This is a genomic window from Streptomyces seoulensis, assembly GCF_004328625.1.
Classification (GTDB): domain Bacteria; phylum Actinomycetota; class Actinomycetes; order Streptomycetales; family Streptomycetaceae; genus Streptomyces; species Streptomyces seoulensis.
Genome location: NZ_CP032229.1, coordinates 3,925,026 through 3,943,959, shown reverse-complemented (window position 1 = coordinate 3,943,959; position 18,934 = coordinate 3,925,026). Strand labels below are relative to the sequence as shown.

At 71.6% G+C, this 18,934-nt stretch carries 16 protein-coding genes; 10 read left to right on the top strand and 6 right to left on the bottom strand.

Translation table 11 applies throughout. The features are described from left to right. Positions 1-247 precede the first annotated feature (247 nt). The 4 genes from D0Z67_RS18470 to mctP all read left to right on the top strand — a co-directional run bounded on the left by D0Z67_RS18470 (position 248) and on the right by mctP (position 6,970). Positions 248-2,242: an FAD/NAD(P)-binding protein gene (locus D0Z67_RS18470; protein ID WP_131589670.1), complete on the top strand. Its 1,995-nt coding sequence runs from the start codon at positions 248-250 to the stop codon at positions 2,240-2,242. Beyond that, the gene (locus D0Z67_RS18465; protein WP_031180935.1) at positions 2,242-3,894 is read left to right on the top strand and encodes a histidine phosphatase family protein; all 1,653 of its coding nucleotides are present in this window, start codon (positions 2,242-2,244) and stop codon (positions 3,892-3,894) included. Before D0Z67_RS18470 ends, D0Z67_RS18465 begins: the two co-directional genes overlap by 1 nt. Positions 3,895-3,907: 13 nt before the next feature. After that, positions 3,908-5,260, top strand: coding sequence for a cation:proton antiporter (locus tag D0Z67_RS18460; RefSeq protein ID WP_051887635.1), 1,353 nt, complete (start codon positions 3,908-3,910; stop codon positions 5,258-5,260). Positions 5,261-5,347: 87 nt separating this feature from the next. Further along, a complete protein-coding gene (mctP, locus tag D0Z67_RS18455) occupies positions 5,348-6,970 on the top strand; it encodes a monocarboxylate uptake permease MctP (RefSeq protein WP_244942370.1) in 1,623 nt (540 codons plus the stop codon). Between the two features lie 5 nt (positions 6,971-6,975). Here mctP and D0Z67_RS18450 read toward each other — a convergent pair whose 3' ends face one another. Beyond that, positions 6,976-7,563 (bottom strand): TetR/AcrR family transcriptional regulator, encoded by a 588-nt coding sequence (locus D0Z67_RS18450; protein WP_031180933.1) that lies wholly within the window; start codon positions 7,561-7,563, stop codon positions 6,976-6,978. 165 nt (positions 7,564-7,728) lie between these two features. Here D0Z67_RS18450 and D0Z67_RS29715 point away from each other — a divergent pair, with 165 nt between their 5' ends. The 4 genes from D0Z67_RS29715 to D0Z67_RS18435 all read left to right on the top strand — a co-directional run bounded on the left by D0Z67_RS29715 (position 7,729) and on the right by D0Z67_RS18435 (position 13,111). Next, a complete protein-coding gene (locus D0Z67_RS29715) occupies positions 7,729-7,875 on the top strand; it encodes a hypothetical protein (RefSeq protein ID WP_165507353.1) in 147 nt (48 codons plus the stop codon). Positions 7,876-8,020: 145 nt separating this feature from the next. Next, positions 8,021-8,671 carry a peroxiredoxin-like family protein gene (locus tag D0Z67_RS18445; protein WP_031180932.1) on the top strand — a complete coding sequence of 217 codons (651 nt, stop codon included), beginning with the start codon at positions 8,021-8,023 and terminating at the stop codon, positions 8,669-8,671. Positions 8,672-8,871: 200 nt separating this feature from the next. Continuing rightward, positions 8,872-9,834: an NAD(P)/FAD-dependent oxidoreductase gene (locus tag D0Z67_RS18440; RefSeq protein WP_031180931.1), complete on the top strand. Its 963-nt coding sequence runs from the start codon at positions 8,872-8,874 to the stop codon at positions 9,832-9,834. Positions 9,835-9,907: 73 nt separating this feature from the next. Then, positions 9,908-13,111, top strand: a complete 3,204-nt coding sequence (locus D0Z67_RS18435; RefSeq protein ID WP_031180930.1) for a tetratricopeptide repeat protein — start codon at positions 9,908-9,910, stop codon at positions 13,109-13,111. A 76-nt stretch (positions 13,112-13,187) separates the two neighbouring features. Here D0Z67_RS18435 and D0Z67_RS18430 read toward each other — a convergent pair whose 3' ends face one another. After that, positions 13,188-13,427: a hypothetical protein gene (locus tag D0Z67_RS18430; protein ID WP_078873247.1), complete on the bottom strand. Its 240-nt coding sequence runs from the start codon at positions 13,425-13,427 to the stop codon at positions 13,188-13,190. After that, on the bottom strand, positions 13,420-14,301 hold the full coding sequence (gene mca / locus D0Z67_RS18425; protein WP_078873245.1) for a mycothiol conjugate amidase Mca: 882 nt from the start codon (positions 14,299-14,301) through the stop codon (positions 13,420-13,422). Before mca ends, D0Z67_RS18430 begins: the two co-directional genes overlap by 8 nt. Positions 14,302-14,458: 157 nt before the next feature. On the opposite strand from mca, the gene D0Z67_RS18420 reads away from it, so the two are divergent. Both D0Z67_RS18420 and greA read left to right on the top strand, forming a co-directional pair. Beyond that, positions 14,459-14,857: a DUF4307 domain-containing protein gene (locus tag D0Z67_RS18420; protein WP_031180927.1), complete on the top strand. Its 399-nt coding sequence runs from the start codon at positions 14,459-14,461 to the stop codon at positions 14,855-14,857. A gap of 171 nt (positions 14,858-15,028) precedes the next feature. Next, complete coding sequence (gene greA / locus D0Z67_RS18415) at positions 15,029-15,529, top strand: transcription elongation factor GreA (protein WP_031180926.1); 501 nt, start codon at positions 15,029-15,031, stop codon at positions 15,527-15,529. 61 nt (positions 15,530-15,590) lie between these two features. On the opposite strand, the gene D0Z67_RS18410 is transcribed toward greA, so the two are convergent. The 3 genes from D0Z67_RS18410 to ilvA form a co-directional block, all read right to left on the bottom strand. Further along, on the bottom strand, positions 15,591-16,448 hold the full coding sequence (locus D0Z67_RS18410; protein ID WP_031180925.1) for an ABC transporter permease: 858 nt from the start codon (positions 16,446-16,448) through the stop codon (positions 15,591-15,593). Further along, the gene (locus tag D0Z67_RS18405) at positions 16,445-17,464 is read right to left on the bottom strand and encodes an ATP-binding cassette domain-containing protein (protein WP_051887633.1); all 1,020 of its coding nucleotides are present in this window, start codon (positions 17,462-17,464) and stop codon (positions 16,445-16,447) included. The genes D0Z67_RS18410 and D0Z67_RS18405 overlap by 4 nt, the downstream gene beginning before the upstream one ends. A gap of 128 nt (positions 17,465-17,592) precedes the next feature. Continuing rightward, positions 17,593-18,822 carry a threonine ammonia-lyase gene (gene ilvA, locus D0Z67_RS18400; RefSeq protein ID WP_031180923.1) on the bottom strand — a complete coding sequence of 410 codons (1,230 nt, stop codon included), beginning with the start codon at positions 18,820-18,822 and terminating at the stop codon, positions 17,593-17,595. Positions 18,823-18,934 lie beyond the last annotated feature (112 nt).

Genomic DNA, 18,934 nt, shown 5'->3' with positions numbered 1-18,934 from the left:
TTTCGTGGGATCAAACAGCTGCGGCACGAACATCCTCCCCCGTGAAGACTCTGAGCCACGTTCAACCTGGAACGTCTGTTCCAAGTTAGACGGAACGGGCCCGCGAGTGTCAAGCGATATCCGCCCCTCGGCCACCCGTCCCGCAGCGCGTCCAGGATCATCCACGATCCGTCCGGAGCCCCGGATTCCGTCCCGATGCTGAGGCCCGTCTCCGCTCACCACTCCCCGCATCGAAGGAGTCAAGATCGTGGAAACGCAGCACAGCACCATGCCGGACCCGCCCGGTCGGGACCGCGGGGCGGCGCCGGGCACCCGGCGCGTAACCGTCGTCGGTGCCGGTTTCTCCGGCACGCTCACCGCCATCCGGCTCCTCCACTTCGCCGACGCCCCGCTGGAGATCTGCCTGATCGAGCGGGAGGAGGGTTACCGCTACGGCGGCGTCGCCTTCGGCTGGGCGTCCACCAACTGGGAGCACATGCTCAACATCCAGGCCGGCCGCATCACCCTGCGCCGCGAGCGCCCGGAGGACTTCCTGGAGTGGGCCAACGAGGAGGCGGACCGCTCCGGCTGGCCCCGGCGGTGGCAGTACCACTCCTTCGGCGTGGCCTGCGTCGTACCGCGCCGGATCTTCCGCCAGTACCTGGCCGAACGGCTGCGCGGCGCGGCCGCCGACGCCCACGCCGAGGTGACGCTGCGGGAACTCACCGGCGAGGTCATCGACGTACGGCGGCGGGACGGCGGCTACACCGTCAGGTACGCCGACGCCGGACCGCAGGGCGGTGTGCACGACCTGCCGTCGGACCAGGTCGTCCTCGCCACCGGCCATCTCGCGCCCGTGCAGGCGCCCTTCCACCACCGCGTCAAGGACTCCGCCCGCTTCCTCGCCGACCCCTACGCCCCCGGCGCCCAGGACTGGTTCCGGGCCGTCGGCGCCGAGGAGAGCGTCCTGGTCACCGGATCGGCGCTGTCCGCCTTCGACACGGTGGTCTCCCTCGTCCACGCCGGGCACCGGGGACAGATCCTGATCTGCTCGCGCGGCGGCCACCTGCACGGCACCTACCCCGCCGACCACGAGCACGACATCTGGCAGGCCGCCCGCCCCGCCTTCCTGAACGCCGGGGAACTCACCCCCGAGGTGGTGGTGGAGGGGATCAGGGCGGAGTACGCCCGGCTGCGCGAGGAGCACGGCGTGGAGCCGGGCAGCCCCCTCGAAGCCGTCTTCCCCGAGCGGGTGATGAAGGCGTGGGAGCCGTACGTCATCGAGCTGGTCTCCCGCATGGACGCCGGTGACGTACGGATGCTGCTCGACCGGTACAAGAGCCTGATCGTCACCAGCCGCACCAGCACCGTGCAGGAGATCGGCGGGGTCGTGCGCAGCCGGATGCGCGGGTACAACGGCGCCCCGAAGACCGTCGACGTGCTCAGCGCGGGCGTCCAGGACATGCGCCCGATCGAGGACGGCACGAAGATCCGGGTGGTCTTCGACGGCCGCCCGGACGTCGTCGTCGACCGGGTCGTCAACTGCCTGGGCAACAAGACCGACTACGAGCGCCCCGACCACCCCCTGTGGAACGGCCTGGTCAACGGCCACGGCTACGCGCGCCCCCAGACCAGCACCCACCGGGGCGTCGAGGTCGGCCCGCACGGCGAGCTGATCGCCGCCGACGGCACCACGGCGGCCGACCTGTTCGGCGTCGGCCCGATGCGTCAGGGCGACGAGACCTCCCGGCGCGGGCGGCTCGGGGCGTTCGTGTTCAGCATCGGCACCCTGCGCAACCAGTGCTTCGACACGGCGATGGAGGTGCTGCGCCGCCTCAGGTCCGCGAGTGACGAGGAGCAGATGGACATCCCCGACGGCATCCACCACTGCCTGATCCGCAGCAGCGACTGGATCGCCGCCGACCTCACCACCGAGGAGCCCCGGGCCACCCGGCTGCGCGAACGCCTCCAGGGCTACGCCCACGAACGCGGCTTCCCCAACGCCCTCAACCACCTCACGGCCCAGGACCGCACCGAGCGCCGCAAGTACCGGGCGATCCTCGACGAGGACCTGGCGGACTTCGGTGCCGATCTGGCCCGCGAGTTCGAGCTCACCGCGCCGCAGGCCCGGCGGGCGGTCGCCCTGCTGGCCACGCTGGTGGAGAAGCACGCGGTGCACAGCCTGTGCGACATCACCAAGCTGGCGGGCTGGGACTCCCAGTACAGCGGCCAGGTCAAGTACGCCCCGAAGAAGGGCGCGTGATGACCGGCACCGGCCAACAGGAGCTGCTGAGCCGGTTGTTCATGGTCCGGCACGGCGAATCGACCTGCAACTCCGTCCACCGCATCGCGGGCCAGCGCGACGCACCGCTGACCCTCCTCGGCCGCATCCAGGCCGAGAAGGTCGCCAAGGGCCACCACGGCCGGCACTTCGACCGGGTCTACGTCTCCCCGCTGACCCGCGCCTACGAGACCGCCGGCACCGTCTTCGGCATCGGCACCCCGGGCGCCGCCTCCCCCGAGACCGTGGTCGACGACCGCCTGATGGAACGGGACTTCGGCAGCTACACCCTGGAGAGCAAGTCGATCCTCCAGCGCCGCCACGGCATCGCCGAGTACGAGCGGGCCATGAACGCCGACAGCCCGACCCTGCGCGGCGGCGAGACCTTCCAGCAGTTCCGGGACCGCGTGCACGGCTTCTACGAAGGGGAGTTGCTGCCCGCGCTGCGGCGCGGCGAGACGGTCTGCGTGGTCTCGCACAAGTACGTCGTCGAGCTGATCTGCCGGTTCATCCTGGACCGGCCGGCCGACGAGTCGTACGACCTGCGGCTGCCCAACTCCCAGATGCTGCAAGGCGATCGCATCCACAGCTATGTGAAGAACGAGAACAAGACCCTGAACATGGTCTACGACTGGATCGTCGTCAACCATCCCGTGGTCTTCTGCGCGGGCCTGGCGGCGGGTCTGGTCGCCAACGTGGCGGGGCTGCGGATGGCCACCTCGCCGTATGTGCTGCTCCTGCTCCTGGTGCTGGCCAGCGTCATCACCATGTGCCGGATCGAGCTGGAGAACGCCCGGACGTTCGTCACCGACCGGGGCATCCTCCGCTCCGTCGCCCTGCGCTACCTCGCGCTGCCGATCGCCTTCGCGGTCCTGGTGCGCTGGTCGCACGCGGACAGTACGAGTACGGCGGCGATCGCGGCCGTGTTCCTCGCCACGCCCAGCTCGGTGGTGGCGATGACGGTCAGCCGCTGCCTCGGCGGGATGATCATGCCGACGTTCGCCCAGGTGCTGCTCTCCTCGCTGGCCGCCACCGTGTCGTTCTCGGCCGTACTGGCCCTGACCCTGCACGGGCACCTCGCCCCGGCGCTCGCCATCAGCGCGGCCACCTCGACCGGCATGGTCACGGCGGTGTACCTCCTGGTCAAGCGGATGCGGGAACGCTCCCCCATCCGCACGGCCAAGTACGGCGAGCGCAACGGCTATGTGGCGGTGCTGCTGCTCACCGCGTTCATCGTGCTGGTCTGCCTCAGGCTCGACCTGGACGGCTTCACCGCCTACGCGCCGACCGCGCTGGGGGTCGCCGTCGGACTGCGCCTCATCGCCGCGCTGCTCAAGCGGCGCCGGCACGTCCAGACGCTCGACGACTACACCGCCATGACCTACCCCAACGTGTTCGTGGTGGTCATCATCGCCGCGCTCACCGGCAACGGGCCGCTGGAGCAGGTGGCCATCTGGACCCTGCTGCCGATGTTCGTCCTGTCGTTCTTCGACAGCTGGTACGCCCGCTTCCTCGTCGTCGCCCCCGACGACCCGCGCTGGCCCGCCGTCCTGAAGCTGCCCGCGCACCGGCCCGCGCGCGGCCGCCCGGCCTCCGAGGACCCGCGCGGGCCCTCCGTCCCCGTCCGTTCCTGACACGGGAGCCGTCGTGCACTCCACGCACCACGCGGTCCAGCTGGCCGCGACCACCGACAAGAACCTCGACCTCGTCCTCCACGTCCTGCCCGCGATCGTGGTCATCCTCGCCGCGTCGGCCCTCTGCGGCCGCCTCGCCCTGCTGGTGAAGCAGCCCCGGGTGCTCGGCGAGATGGTGGCCGGCGTCCTCCTCGGCCCCACCCTGTTCGGCGCCCTGTTCCCCGCCGCGCAGAAGGCGGTCTTCGCCCCCGAGGTGAAACCCGTCCTCTACGTCCTGAGCACCATCGGCCTGACAGTCTTCATGTTCCTGGTCGGCGCCGGACTCGACCACGGCGGCGGCAACGGCAGGAAGGACACCAGGAACGCCGCCGTCCTCGCCCTGTCGGGCATCCTCCCGTCCCTGCTGCTCGGCGCCGGAGCCGCGTACCTCCTCTACGACCGGCTCTGCCGCCCCGGCGTCTCCACGTTCGAGTTCACGCTCTTCATCGGGGGCGCCCTGTCGATCACCGCGTTCCCGATGCTGGCCCGCATCCTCTACGAACGGCGGCTGGAGAACTCGCCGTTGGGCCGGATGACCCTGCTGGGGGCCTCGGTCGACGACGCGGCCGCCTGGTGCTTCCTGGCCGTCCTGTCGGCCATGCACAGCGGCGCCGGCGCCGCACACGCCCTGCGCACGCTGGGGTTCACGGCGCTGTTCGCCGTCGTCATGCTCACCGTGGTCGCCCGGCTGCTCCGGCCTCTGGGCGCCCGGGTGGCGCGCACCGGCCACTTCGGCTTCGACCAGATGTACCTCGTGATGGCCATCGTGCTGCTGGCGGGGCTGTTCACCGACTACATCGGCATCTACTCCGTCTTCGGCGGCTTCATCGCCGGCCTGGCGATGCCCCGCGACCCCGCCTTCCGGGAGGCGCTGCACAGCCGCATGATGGACGTCGTCTGCGTGCTGCTCCTGCCGATCTTCTTCGCCTTCTCCGGCCTCAACACGGAACTCGGCGGCATCGCCGGCTGGGCCATGATCGGCCCGTTCCTGCTGATCCTGGCGGCGGGCTTCGTCGGCAAGTACGCGGGCTGCGCCCTCGCCATGCGCGGGGTCGGCTTCACCTGGCGCGAGTCCTGGGCGGTCGGCGGGCTGATGAACGCCCGCGGCCTGATGATCCTCATCTTCATCAACATCGGTCTCGCCCAGGGGATGATCACCCAGGACGTCTTCTCCATGCTGGTCCTGGTCGCCGTCATCACCACCGCGGGCGCCATGCCGCTGTACCGCCGGGCGCTGCCGGAACGGCTCGAACAGGGGATGTCCCCGCCCGAGCCCGCCGCCGCCTCCGGGCCGCCGCCGAACGAGGCCGAGCCCGTCCATGTCTGACCCGTCGGCCGGCCGGACGCGCGAGCGCCCGGCCGGCCCGCATGCGCCCACCCGCCCGCAGTCCCTCGTCCCCGCACCGGAGCAGCCATGCCGAACGGCGTGAACGGCGTCGCCCTCGCCGTCTTCATCCTCTTCTTCCTGGCCGTCACGGTCATGGGCTTCCTCGCCTCACGCTGGCGCAGGGCCGACAACGCGCACAGCCTCGACGAATGGGGTCTGGGCGGCCGGTCGTTCGGCACCTGGATCACGTGGTTCCTGCTCGGCGGCGACGTCTACACGGCCTATACGTTCGTGGCCGTCCCGGCTGCGGTCTACGCGACCGGGGCGGCCGGGTTCTTCGCGGTGCCGTACACGATCCTGGTGTATCCGCTGATCTTCACCTTCCTGCCCCGGCTGTGGTCGGTGTGCCATCGCCACGGGTACGTCACCACGGCGGACTTCGTGCGGGGCCGCTTCGGTTCGAAGGGTCTTTCGCTGGCGGTGGCCTTCACGGGAATCCTGGCGACGATGCCGTACATCGCGCTCCAACTGGTGGGAATCCAGGCGGTGCTGGACGTGATGGGCGTGGGCGGCGGTGAGGACGCCAACTGGTTCGTGAAGGACCTGCCGCTGCTGATCGCCTTCGGCGTGCTGGCCGCGTACACCTACTCGTCGGGGCTGCGGGCGCCCGCGATGATCGCGTTCGTGAAGGACACGCTGATCTACCTCGTCATCGCGGTGGCGATCATCTACATCCCGATCAAGCTGGGCGGGTTCGGGCACGTCTTCGCAGCGGCGGGCGAGAAGTACACCGCTGCCGGTGCGGGCGGCCTGCTGCCGGCTCCGGCGGCTCAATGGACTTACGCCACGCTGGCGTTGGGCTCCGCGATGGCGATGTTCATGTATCCGCACTCGATCACCGCGACCCTGTCGTCCCGCAGCCGCGAGGTGATCCGGCGCAGTACGACGGTGATGCCCCTCTACACCTTCATGCTGGGTCTGCTGGCGCTGCTGGGGTTCATGGCGATCGCGGCCGGGGTGAAGGTCACCAACGGACAGCTCGCGATCCCGCAGTTGTTCGAGGACATGTTCCCGGACTGGTTCGCGGGCGTCGCCTTCGCCGCGATCGGGATCGGCGCGCTCGTCCCGGCGGCGATCATGTCGATCGCGGCCGCGAACCTCTTCACCCGCAACATCTACAAGGACTTCATCAAGCCCGACGCGACGCCCGAGCAGGAGACCAAGGTCTCCAAGCTCGTCTCCCTGCTGGTCAAGGTCGGCGCGCTCGTCTTCGTCCTCACCATGGACAAGACCGTCGCCATCAACTTCCAGCTCCTGGGCGGGATCTGGATCCTCCAGACCTTCCCCGCCCTGGTCGGCGGCCTCTTCACCCGCTGGTTCCACCGCTGGGCCCTGCTCGCCGGCTGGGCCGCCGGCATGCTCTACGGCACCCTCGCCGCCTACGGCGTCGCCTCCCCCACCCAGAAACACTTCGGCGGCTCCGCCAAGGAGATCCCCGGCATCGGCGAGACCGGTTACCTCGGCCTCACGGCCTTCGTGCTGAACGTCGTCGTCACCGTGATCCTCACCTTCGCCCTCAAGGCCCTCAAGGCCCCCGACGGCATCGATGCCACCGCTGAGGGCGACTACACCGGGAGCCTTAAGGAGACCGGGGGCAACCGGCCTCCCGTACTCGGCACGGGTCCGTCGTCCACACCCCACCCCGGCTGATTCGTCTAGGCCGCCATCGACCCCAGGGCCGCCGTCACGGTCCCCCGCAGTACCTCGGCGTCGGCGCCCGCGCGGGAGCGGAGGTTGACGCCGTAGGCGAGCAGGGCCAGCAGGTCGGCGGCGGCGCCGGCGTCGGTGCCGGGGGCGAGCTGCCCCTGGCGTTCGGCGGTCGTCAGCGCCGCGTACATCGCCTCGCGCAGTTCACGGTGGTGCTGGTCCAGCAGGCCGCGCACCTCCGGGTCGCTGTTCTCGGCCCCGGCGTGCGCGTTGGAGACCATGCAGCCCCACCGGGCGTACTCGCCCGAGCAGCGGGCCTCGATCAGGCCGGCGAAGAACTCGGAGACGGCCGGGAGACCGCGCTCGTCCTCGGCCACGCGCCGGAAGACCGGCTGCGAACGCAGCTCCAGGTAGCGGCGCAGGGCGGCGAGGTACAGCTCCTGCTTGCCGCCGAACGTGGCGTACAGGCTGGACCGGTTGAGGCCGGTCGCGGTCACCACGTCCTGGATACCGGTCGAGGCCACGCCCTGCCGCCAGAACAGCCGCACCACGGTCTCCAGGGTGGCGTCGGGGTCGAAGTGCTTGATGTCCGGCATGTTTCACCTCGCCATCCTGAAATAGGAATTCCAAGATACTCCGCGTGCAACATCCGGCAAAGACACCGGTGGCACCGCGCCGGACGGCCGGGCCACCTGCGCGGCGGCATCCAGGTTCATCCACGATCCACCCGGGGGCGCCCGGTGCGTCGCGACCATGCCCGGATGAATCGCATACCAACGCTCTGGGCGGCCGCGTACGGGTCGCGCACGCCCCGGCTCCGCCGCTTCCTCGCCCGCCGCGCGGTGCACTTCGCCGCCTTCGTCAAGGCTCTGGCCCTGGCCGACCACCATCCGTTCACCAGCCTCTGACCGTCCGGCGCCTCCGCACGGCAGCCTCTGACCGTCCGGCACCTCCGCACGGCTGGCGCGGGGCCACGCATGCCCCTATCTTGGAACAGTCATTTCAAGATTGACCCCGCCCCGCTCCAGCCGTCCCCCGGGAGGAACGACCACCATGACCACCCTGAACGCGGAACTGCGCACCTTCTTCGAAGCCCGCCAGCAGCAGATCCCCGCCGAGGTCCGGGAGATCATGCGGCGCGCCGGCCAGGAGCTCACCGACTCCGGGCAGGCCGGCCACGCCCTGACCACCGGCGCGCAGGCCCCGCGCTTCAGCCTCCCCTCCGCGACCGGAGAGACCGTCACCCTGGACGGCCTGCTCGCCAGGGGCCCGGTCGTCCTGACCTTCTACCGCGGCGCCTGGTGCCCGTACTGCAACATCGCCCTGCGCGCCCTCCAGCAGCGGCACGAGGAGATCCCCGCGCGCGGCGCCCGCCTGGTGGCCGTCTCCCCACAGATCCCGGACGAGTCCCTCTCCCTGGCGGAGAAGCACGGCCTCGCCTTCGACGTCCTCAGCGACCTCGGTTCCGACACCGCCAAGCAGTACGGCCTCGCCTTCGACCTCCCCGACGACCTCGCCGCCGTCTACGACAAGCTCGGCTTCGACCTCCAGCGCGTCAACGCCGGCCACCCCCGCACCCTCCCCCTCCCCGCGACCTACGTCATCGACCGCGCCGGCGTGATCCGCTGGTCCTTCGTCGACCCCGACTACACGGCCCGCGCCGAACCGTCCGCCATCCTGACGGCACTCGACGAACTGGCCTGAGGGGCACCCGTCTTCGTCCTCACCGGCCGACTGCTCGCCGACAGCGTGGCCACGACGGCGGGGCTGATCGTCGCCCTCACCGCCTTCACCTGCTGCTCCCGCGCAGCCGCTCTTTGCCGTCCCGGCAAGTTCGCATGCCCCGACAGCAAAGTCCGGCCTAGCCTCGTGGGAAACCCCCGCCCACGAGAAAGGCTCCGGACATGAGTGACCCCCTGCCCGAGGAGACGGTCGACGTCGTCGTGATCGGTGGTGGTGCCGCCGGGCTGAACGGGGCGCTGATGCTGGCCCGTTCGCGGCGCTCCGTCGTCGTCATCGACAGCGGGACACCCCGGAACGCCCCCGCGAAGGCCATGCACGGCTTCCTCGTGCTGGACGGGATGGCCCCGGACGAGCTGCTCCGCAGAGGGAGGGAACAGGTACGGGGCTACGGGGGGCTCGTGGTGTCCGGGGAGGTCGTCGCGGTCGAGCCGGGCGCCGAGGGGGATCTCCGGTTCGGCGTCACCCTCGCCGACGGCCGGCGCCTCACCGCCCGCCGCGTGCTCGTCGCCACCGGTCTGCGGGACGTACTGCCCGAGGTCCCCGGGCTGGCCCGGCACTGGGGCGGCAGCGTGGTGCACTGCCCGTACTGCCACGGATGGGAGGTGCGCGACGAGCCCATCGGGGTGCTCGCCACCGGCCCCGCCTCCGTCCATCACGCACTGCTGTTCCGCCAACTGACCGAGGATCTGGTCTACTTCACCGGAACCACCGACCTCGACGCGGACACCCGGGCCAGGTTCGCCGCGCGGGGCATCCGGGTGGTCGACACCCCGGTCACCGAGGTCGTCGACGACGGGACCGGCGCACTGAGCGGGGTACGGCTCGCGGACGGTCAGGTCGTGGCACGGCGCGTGCTCGCGGTGGCGAGCCGACTGGAGGCTCGTACGGAGGGGCTTACGGAACTCGGCCTGCCCCTTGAGGAGTTGCCCGACGGGGTGGGGCGCCGCTACGCCTCCGGGGCGGCCGGGACGACGGACGTACCCGGGGTGTGGGTGGCGGGCAACGCCACCGACCTGACCGCGCAGGTGGGCGCCGCCGCGGCGGCCGGGGCACTGGCCGGTGCCCACATCAACGCCCTCCTCGCGCTCGCCGACACCGACTCCGCCCTGGCGGCGCACACCTGATCCACGCCCCCTCGCGCTCCCCCCTCCCCCGAAGCACACTGGTGCGCAAAGGAGTTGGCGGAGAGGGGGACGTATGCGGGACGGGCATCGGGGTGAGGCCGAGCGGCTGGTGGTGCGGGCCGTGGAGGAGGAGGTGCGGCGGTCGGGCGGGCGGACCGACGGGCAGCTGCTGCTCACGCGGGCGCGCGCCGCGCTGGACGGGATGGCCGGGGCGGCGGACGAGGAGTACGCCGCGTACACCCGCGCACTCGACGAGTCCGAGGCGGACCGGCTCAGCTTCGGCCGGCGCTACGCCCGCGAGGGCGCCGGCACCCCGCTGCTGGTCGCCGCCGTCGCGGCCGTCGCCGCGGCCGTCGCCGACCTGTCCCTCGGCACCGGTGCGGGCACCGCGCTCGGCGCGGGCGTCGTCGTGGGGGTCGTCGGCGCCGCCGCGACGGTGGTGAAGGTGGCCGGTACGCATCTGCCCGCCGCCCATCACCGCAAGGGCGCGGCGAGCCAGCCCGGCGGCGCCGAGCAGCTGCGGCTGCAGTGGCTGACCGCGCTGGAGGTGCGCGGCATCCGCCCCTTCCTGGACCAGCAGCGGATGCTCGCCGCCTCCACCGCGCAGGGCAAGAAGACCGGCCCGGCGCTGCGCGGCGCCGACAAGAGCGCGGCGGCCCGGCGCCGGACCGTACTGGAACAGTCCTTCGGTCAACTCCCGGAACCGGAGGACCTGTTCGCGGGCCGTTCCGATGAGCTGGCGCGGATCGGACAGTGGGCGCGGGCCGCCCGCGCGGAGTCGGAGACCCGGCCGACGGTGGTCGTCCTGCACGGCGAGCCCGGCGCGGGCCGCACCACGCTGGCCGTACGGGCGGCGCACGAGCTGCGCGACCACTTCCGGGGCGCGGTCGTCGTCGACCTGCGCGGCGACGGCGTTGAGACCCGTCCGCTGCCCACCCGCGACGCCCTGCTGCATCTGCTGAACCGGCTCGGCGCCCCCCGCGAGCAGCTGCTGTTCCGCGAGCACTCCTCCCCCGAACAGCAGCTCAAACGGCTCGGCGAGCTGTACCACCAGCACCTGGCCGGGCTGCCCGTGACGATCGTGCTGGACGACGCCTCCGACCCGGCCCAGGTCCGCGCGCTGGTCCCGGAGCGCTCCGACAGCCTGGTCCTGGTCACCTCCCGGACCCCGCTGGAACTCGACGCCGACCTGCCCGCCTGGGTGCACCACCTGCCTGTGAAGGCACTGGACGCGACCGGTGCCGAGGAGCTGCTGACCGCCTCCGCGCAGGACTCCGGCCACCCTTACGACGCCGAATCCACCGCGCGGATCGCGGAGTTGTGCGGCGGCCTGCCGCTGGCGCTGCGCTGCGCGGGCTCGGCGCTCGGCGCCCGGTCGGCGAGCGGGCTGGCGGCGGACCTGGCCGCGTACGGACCGGTCGAGCCGGTGGAGCGGGCGCTGTGGCTGCGCTACTCCGACCAGCCGGAGCCCGCCCGCCGGCTGCTGCGCCGGCTCGCGCTGGCCGGGCGGGCCTCGCTGGGCGTGGCGGCGGCCGCCGCGCTGCTGGGCACCGGCGAGGAGGAGGCGGGCCGGCATCTGGCCGCGCTGGCCCGCGCCGGGCTGCTGGACCATGTGCGCGGCGACCGGTACCGGCTGCACCATCTGGTCCGCGCCTTCGCCGGGGCCCGGCTGCTGGACGAGGAGGAGCAGGCCGAGCGCACGGCCGCGCAGGAACGGCTGATCGTGAACTACGCGGAGCTGGCCGACTCGGTGCTGCGCCTGGTCGACGGCAACATGTCGACGCGCTCGGACCGGTTCGGCTCGCACGGCTTCGTCTCGCTGGAGGAGGCGCTGCGCTGGCTGGACGACGAGACCAGCTTCATCACGGCCACCCTGCGCCAGGCCGAGGGCGTGGACCAGGGCGCGGTGCTGAACCTGCTGGGCGCGCTGTGCGACTACTGCCTGCTGCGAGGCGACCTGTACCGGCTGGGTGAGATCAACGAGCTGGCGCAGGCCGTGGACGAGGGGCTGCTGATGCGCTCGGTGCAGTGGCGTACCGGTATCGCGGCCCGGCAGATCGGTGAGCTGGACAAGGCCCGCACCACGCTGGCCTCGGTGGTGGACCTGTACCGGGAGGCGCACCACGACGCGGGCGCCGCCCGTGCGCTCTGCTCACTGGGCATCACCCTGCACCACCAGGGCAACCTGACCGAGGCGGCGGCCAAGCTCCAGGAGGCGATGGACCTCCAGGCTCCCCCGCAGCTCGCCACCGACCGCGCGTGGACGATGCACGCGCTGGCCGCCGTACAGCGCGACCGGGCCCGGCTGCCGGAGGCGCTGGACCTGTTGAGGCGCTCGCTGGTGCTGCACCGGGCGGGCGGCTCGGTGCACGGCGAGGCGTGGGCGCACTACCAGCTCGGCCAGCTCGCCCTGTGCATGGGCGACGTACCTCGCGCGGAGGACGAGCTGCGGGCCGCGCTGGAGCGGTACGGGCGCACCCGTGACGCGCGCGGCGAGGCGTGGGCGCTGACCCAGCTCGCGCGGGCCCGGCTGGTCGACGGGGACGCGGCGGCGGCCGAGGAGGGGCTGCGCCGGGCGGCCGGGAAGCACCGGGACAACGAGGACGCGCGCGGCGAGGCGTGGACGCTGTACCACCTCGGGCAGGCGCTGGAGGAGACCGGCGACCTGGACCGGGCGGTGCGGGAGCTGGAGCGCTCGCGCACGATGTTCTCCCGGATGCGGGACGTGTACGGGCTGGCCTGCGCCCGGCACCACTCGGCCCGGGTGACCCGCGACCAGCGCGCCGCGCAGACCGGCTCGCTGCGCAACTCCGGCTTCGCCCGCCAGCTGCTGGTCGACGCCCGCGCCGACTTCCAGCGGGTCGGGGTGCCGCACGGCGAGGCGTGGACCTGCCTGGAGCTGGCCGTGGTGGACGCGGGCAACGAGCGCACCCAGCAGGCGCTGGCCCTGTGCGACGAGGCGCTGACCCTGTTCACCGCCTACGGCGACCGGCGCGGTGAGGACTGGGCACGGTTCCTGCGCTGCACGCTGCTGCCGTACGCGGCGCCGGGCGGCACCGAGGTGGGCACGGCGGTCGCGCAGGAGGAGCTGGCCCGACTGGTCCGGGCCGCGCATCCGGCACGCGACGAGCGGCTCACCGACTGCGCCCCGGCGTACGCCCTGCTGCTGGAGCGGGGCGTGAGCCTGGAGTCGGGCTGGCAGGCGTGGCGGCTGCGCATGACCCCGGCCCGGCACGCCCGCGATGTGCTGGGAGTGCCGGTCCCCGAGAAGGGGTGAGAAGGGGTGGGCGAGGCGCCGGCGGGGCGCGGCCGTCGTTCCGGTCGCGCCCGTCGGTGGGTTCCGCCCGGCGGGGTCAGCCCTGCCGGGACTCCGTCTTCGTGGCGGAGGTCTCGCCCTCGGCGGGCGCCTCCTTGAAGTCGACCTTGCCCATGTGCTTGCTCATCGACTTCATCAGCCCCCAGACGGCCAGGGCCATCACCGCGAACACGATGAAGCCGAGGACACCGGGGGTGACCTTGTTCTCGTCGATCTCCTTGGCGAGGGGGACGAGATGCGTCACTGCGAGGCTCACGCTTGCGCTCATGTCAGGCATTGTCCCGGATGCCCGCGAAGAGGTCGTCCTCGGGGAGGGAGGTGTCCACGAGGGACTTCGCCAGCTCGTACTCCTCGGTGGGCCAGACCTTCTTCTGGAGCTCCATCGGGACCTTGAACCAGCCGCCGTCGGGGTCGATCTGGGTGGCGTGCGCGATCAGCGCCTTGTCCCGGATCTCGAAGAAGTCCGCGCAGGGAACGTGCGTGGTGAGCGTGCGCTCGACCCGCTCGAACTCCTTCCAGCGCTTGAGCCAGTCCGCGTACGGCGACTCCAGCCCGCTGTCGAGCATCGCCTGGTGCAGGGCTTCGGTGCGGGGGCGGTTGAAGCCCTGGTTGTAGTACAGCTTCTGCGGCTGGTAGGCGGGGCCGAACTCGGCCTCCGGGTACTTCTCGGTGTCCGCCGCGCCCTCGAACGCCACCATCGAGATCTTATGGGTCATGATGTGGTCGGGGTGCGGGTAGCCGCCGTTCTCGTCGTAGGTGGTGATCACCTGCGGGCGGAACGCGCGGATCTTGCGGACCAGCTCGCCGGCCGCCTTCTCGACGTCCTCCAGCGCGAAGCAGCCCTCGGGCAGCGGCGGCAGCGGGTCGCCCTCGGGCAGGCCGGAGTCGACGAAGCCGAGCCACTCCTGCTTGACCCCGAGGATCTCGCGGGCCTCGTCCATCTCCTTCTTGCGCACCTCGTGGATGTGCTCCTCGATGTACGCGTCGCCCTGGAGCTTGGGGTTGAGGATGGACCCGCGCTCTCCACCGGTGCAGGTCACCACCAGCACGTCCACCCCGTCGGACACGTACTTCGCCATGGTGGCCGCGCCCTTGCTCGACTCGTCGTCGGGGTGCGCGTGGACGGCCATCAGTCGCAGCTGGTCAGTCAAGACTCGTTCCTTGTTGGTCGGCGCCCCGCGGTCGGTGGGGCAGTCAACGGGTGCCGTGCCTGGCGGACGTCGTCCCTGGGGCGGCGATCGGAGGGCGGGCGGCAGGCTTCTATAGTGACCGAATCGGGGGGCGAATAATTCCGCGGAGAGGACGATCATGGCTACGGCGAGCACGCGGCTGCCCGAGGGCCGCTACGGCCGCTCCTCGGACGAGCGTGCCGACCACCGGCTCAAGATCCTCGGCGCGGTACTGGGCGCGGCCCTGCTCGCACTGGTCGGCTACTTCGCCTACCACTACGTGGCCAAGAACGAGATCAGCGCCCAGGTCATCACCTTCCAGGCCAGTGACCACGCGGTCCGGGTGCACCTGGAGGTCCACCGGGACGCCGGTGTCGACGGCTACTGCACGCTGCGCTCCCAGTCGGCCGACGGGACCGAGGTCGGCCGGGCCGACTTCCGCTTCTCCGGGCCGGACACCCGGGTCGACAAGGTCGTCACGCTCCGTACGACCGCCAAGGGCGGCACCGCCGAACTGCTGGGCTGCCACGCGGGCTGAGGCATTGCCCGGAATGCGTACGGTGTGACCTGCGCGGATGCGATTCTGATGGCTTATGTCCTCCCCCTTTCGCCCCTGAATTGTTAGGCTCGTGGTTTCGCCCATCCAAGAGAGAACATGCTTCTGGGTAGGGCGATGCTTTGTATCCCCAGTACCGACGAGGAGCACCCTGTGACCCAGACCAGCGAGAACGTCACCTGGCTGACCCAGGAGGCGTACAACAAGCTCAAGGACGAGCTTGAGTACCTTACTGGTCCTGCGCGCACGGAGATCGCGGCCAAGATCGCGGCTGCGCGCGAGGAGGGCGACCTGCGCGAGAACGGCGGGTACCACGCGGCCAAGGAGGAGCAGGGCAAGCAGGAGCTGCGCGTGCGCCAGCTCACCCAGCTCCTGGAGAACGCCCAGGTGGGCGAGGCCCCTGCCTCCGACGACGGGACCGTCGCCCCGGGCATGGTCGTCACGATCGCCTTCGACGGCGACGAGGACGACACGATGACCTTCCTGCTCGCCTCCCGTGAGTACGCCAGCTCCGATGTCGAGACGTACTCGCCGCAGTCCCCGCTCGGCTCGGGCGTGATCGGCCACAAGGTCGGCGAGAACGCGCAGTACGAGCTGCCGAACGGCAAGAAGGCCACGGTGAAGATCCTGAAGGCCGAGCCGTACTCGGGCTGACCCAGACCCCTTTTTCCCGACCGGCCCCCGGCGCCCTCGCGGCACCGGGGGCCTTGTCGTGTCAGGCGGTGGCGGAGCGGTACTTGCGGACCGCCAGGGTGCGGAAGACCAGCACGATGAGTATCGAGTAGATCAGCGACGCCCAGACCGGGTGCTGCATGGGCCAGGCGGTGGAGGTGGAGGCGCCGGGGTTGGCGAACAGCACCCGGGCCGCCTCGACGGTGGCGCTGAACGGGTTCCAGTCCGCGATGTGCCGCAGCCACGGGGTCATGTTGCCGGTGTCCACGAACGCGTTGGACAGGAAGGTCACCGGGAACAGCCAGACCAGGCCGCCGGAGGTGGCCGCCTCCGGGGTGCGGACGGAGAGCCCGATGAGGGCGCCGATCCAGGTGAACGCGTACCCGAGCAGGAGCAGCAGGCCGAAGGCGGCGAGCACCTTCAGGGCGTTGGTGTCGCCGTTGGACCCCACCCGCCAGCCGACCAGCAGGGCGACCCCGGCCAGCACGAGCAGGGTGAGCGCGGTCTGCACCAGATCGGCCAGGGTGCGCCCGGTCAGCACCGCGCCACGCGCCATGGGCAGCGAGCGGAAGCGGTCCACCAGGCCCTTGTGCATGTCGTCGGCGATGCCCGCGCCGGCGCCCGCGGTGGCGAAGGTGACGGTCTGGGCGAAGATCCCGGCCATCAGGAAGTTGGTGTAGGCGGTGGCGCTGGTGCTGCCGCCGATCTTCATGGAGCCGCCGAAGACATAGGTGAACAGCACCACGAACATGATCGGCTGGATCAGCCCGAAGATGACCACCTCGGGAATCCGGACCATGCGGATGAGGTTCCGCTGCGCCACGATCAGTGAGTCGCGGACGGCTCTGCTGAAGGGGTTGGCGGGCGCCACGGTGCGCGCGCTCTCGCTGACGGCACTCACTTCACGGCCCCCTCGGTGTCGGTGGTGTCGGTGGTGTCGGTGGTGTTCCCGGTGTCCTCGGCGGTGCCCGGCCGGGCCTCGGCGGTGTGTCCGGTCAGGGAGAGGAACACGTCGTCGAGGGTGGGGCGGCGCAGCGCGATGTCGTCTATCTCGATGCCCCGGCCGTCCAGCTCCCGGATGACCTCCGCCAGCAGCTTGGCGCCGCCGGTGACGGGGACGGTGAGCTTGCGGGTGTGCTGGTCGATGGTGGTCTCGCCCTTGCCGAGGGCCCGCAGCACCTCGGCGGTGGACGCGATCCGGTCCCGCTCGTGCACCACGACCTCGACGCGCTCCCCGCCGGTGCGGGCCTTGAGCTGGTCGGAGGTGCCCTGGGCGATGACCCGGCCGTGGTCGACCACGGCGATGTCGTGCGCGAGGTGGTCGGCCTCCTCCAGGTACTGCGTGGTCAGCAGCAGGGTGGTGCCGCCGGAGACGAGCTGCTGGATGACCTCCCAGAGCTGCTGGCGGTTGCGCGGGTCGAGGCCGGTCGTGGGTTCGTCCATGAACATCACGGGCGGCGAGACCACGAGGGCGGCGGCGAGGTCGAGCCTGCGGCGCATGCCGCCGGAGTACGTCTTGGCGGGGCGGTCGGCGGCGTCGGCGAGGTGGAACTGCTCCAGCAGCTCGGCCGCGCGCTCCTTCGCCGCCTTGCCGCGCATCTGGTAGAGCCGGCCGACCATCTGGAGGTTCTCCCGGCCGGTCAGATACTCGTCGACCGCCGCGAACTGGCCGGACAGGCCGATGGAGCGGCGGACGGTGTCGGGATGCTTGAGCACGTCCACACCCGCGACGACCGCACGGCCGCTGTCGGGGCGCAGCAGCGTGGTCAGACAACGGACGGTCGTCGTCTTGCCCGCGCCGTTCGGCCCGAGCAGCCCCAGGACCGTCCCCTCGGGCACGTCGAGGTCGACGCCGTCCAGTGCCCTTACGTCCCCGAAGGTCTTCACCAGACCCTCGGCATGGATGGCGCCCGGCATGTTCTCTCCCCGTCGTCGGTCGTGCAGGCGGCAGCTGACCGGCACACCGTAACGCGATGTATCGCGTCTCTCAACGGGTTTACGGATTCCTTCCCCGAACGAGTGAACGGCACCCCGCCCGGCACCGCTCAGTCGATGATCACGTACCCCGACTCCCGCAGCGCGTCGGTGACTTCGGTGCGGTGGGTGGGGCCCTGGGTCTCCAGGTGGAGTTCCACCTCCGCCTCGCTGAGGCCGAGGCGCGGGTCGGTGCGGATGTGGCTGACGTCGAGCACGTTGGCATCGGCCGCCGAGAGCACGCCGAGCAGGGTGGCCAGCGCGCCGGGGCGGTCGGTGAGCCGCAGCCGGACCGCGAGGTAGCGCCCCTGCGCGGCCATGCCGTGCCGCAGCACCCGCTGCATCAGCACCGGGTCGACATTGCCGCCGGACAGCACCGACACCACCGGCCCGGCGAAGCCGCCCGGGTCGGCCAGCAGCGCGGCGACCGGGCTGGCGGCCGCCGGTTCCACCACCAGCTTGGCCCGCTCCAGGCACAGCAGCAGCGCGGCCGAGAGCTGGTCCTCGCTGACCGTGCGCACCTCGTCGACCAGCTCCTGGACGATGCCGAACGGCACCGCGCCGGGCGTACCGACCTTGATCCCGTCGGCCATGGTCGCGGGGCTGCCCACGGTCACCGGGTGCCCGGCGGCCAGCGAGGGCGGGAAGGCGGCGGCGCCCTCGGCCTGCACACCGATGATCCGCACGTCGGGCCGTACCGACTTCACCGCCACCGCGATCCCGGCCGCGAGGCCGCCGCCGCCCATGCCGACGAGGATCGTGCCGACCTCCGGGCACTGCTCCAGGATCTCCAGCCCGACCGTGCCCTGGCCCGCGATGATGTCGGGGTGGTCGAAGGGGTGGATGAACACCGCGCCCGTCCTGGCCGCGTACTCCTCGGCCGCCGAGAGCGCCTCGTCCACGACCTGGCCGTGCAGCCGCACCTCGGCGCCGTACTCGCGGGTGGCGCTGACCTTGGGCAGCGGGGCGCCCTGCGGCATGAACACGGTGGAGTGCACGCCCAGCAGGGAGGAGGCGAGCGCGACGCCCTGGGCGTGGTTGCCGGCGCTCGCGGCGACCACTCCGGCGGCCCGCTCCTCCGGCAGCAGCCCGGCGATGCGCACATAGGCGCCGCGGAGTTTGAACGAGCCCGTCCGCTGAAGGTTCTCGCACTTCAGGTGCACCGGCGCGCCCACCGTGCGGGAGAGGTGTCTGCTGCTCTCCAGGGCGGTCGTACGGGCCACCCCCGAGAGCATCTTCTGCGCCCCGCGCACGTCGTCGAGGGTCACGGAGCGCAAGGGGTGGGCCGTGCGGTAGTTCATGCCTCAAGTCTCGCAGTTCGGGCGCGTGCGCGGCGCCCGTGCCCGAACAGGTGGGCAACGGTTTCCCCAGCGCCCGTACGGGCCGCCGCCGGGCCGCGTACCCTGTCCCCCA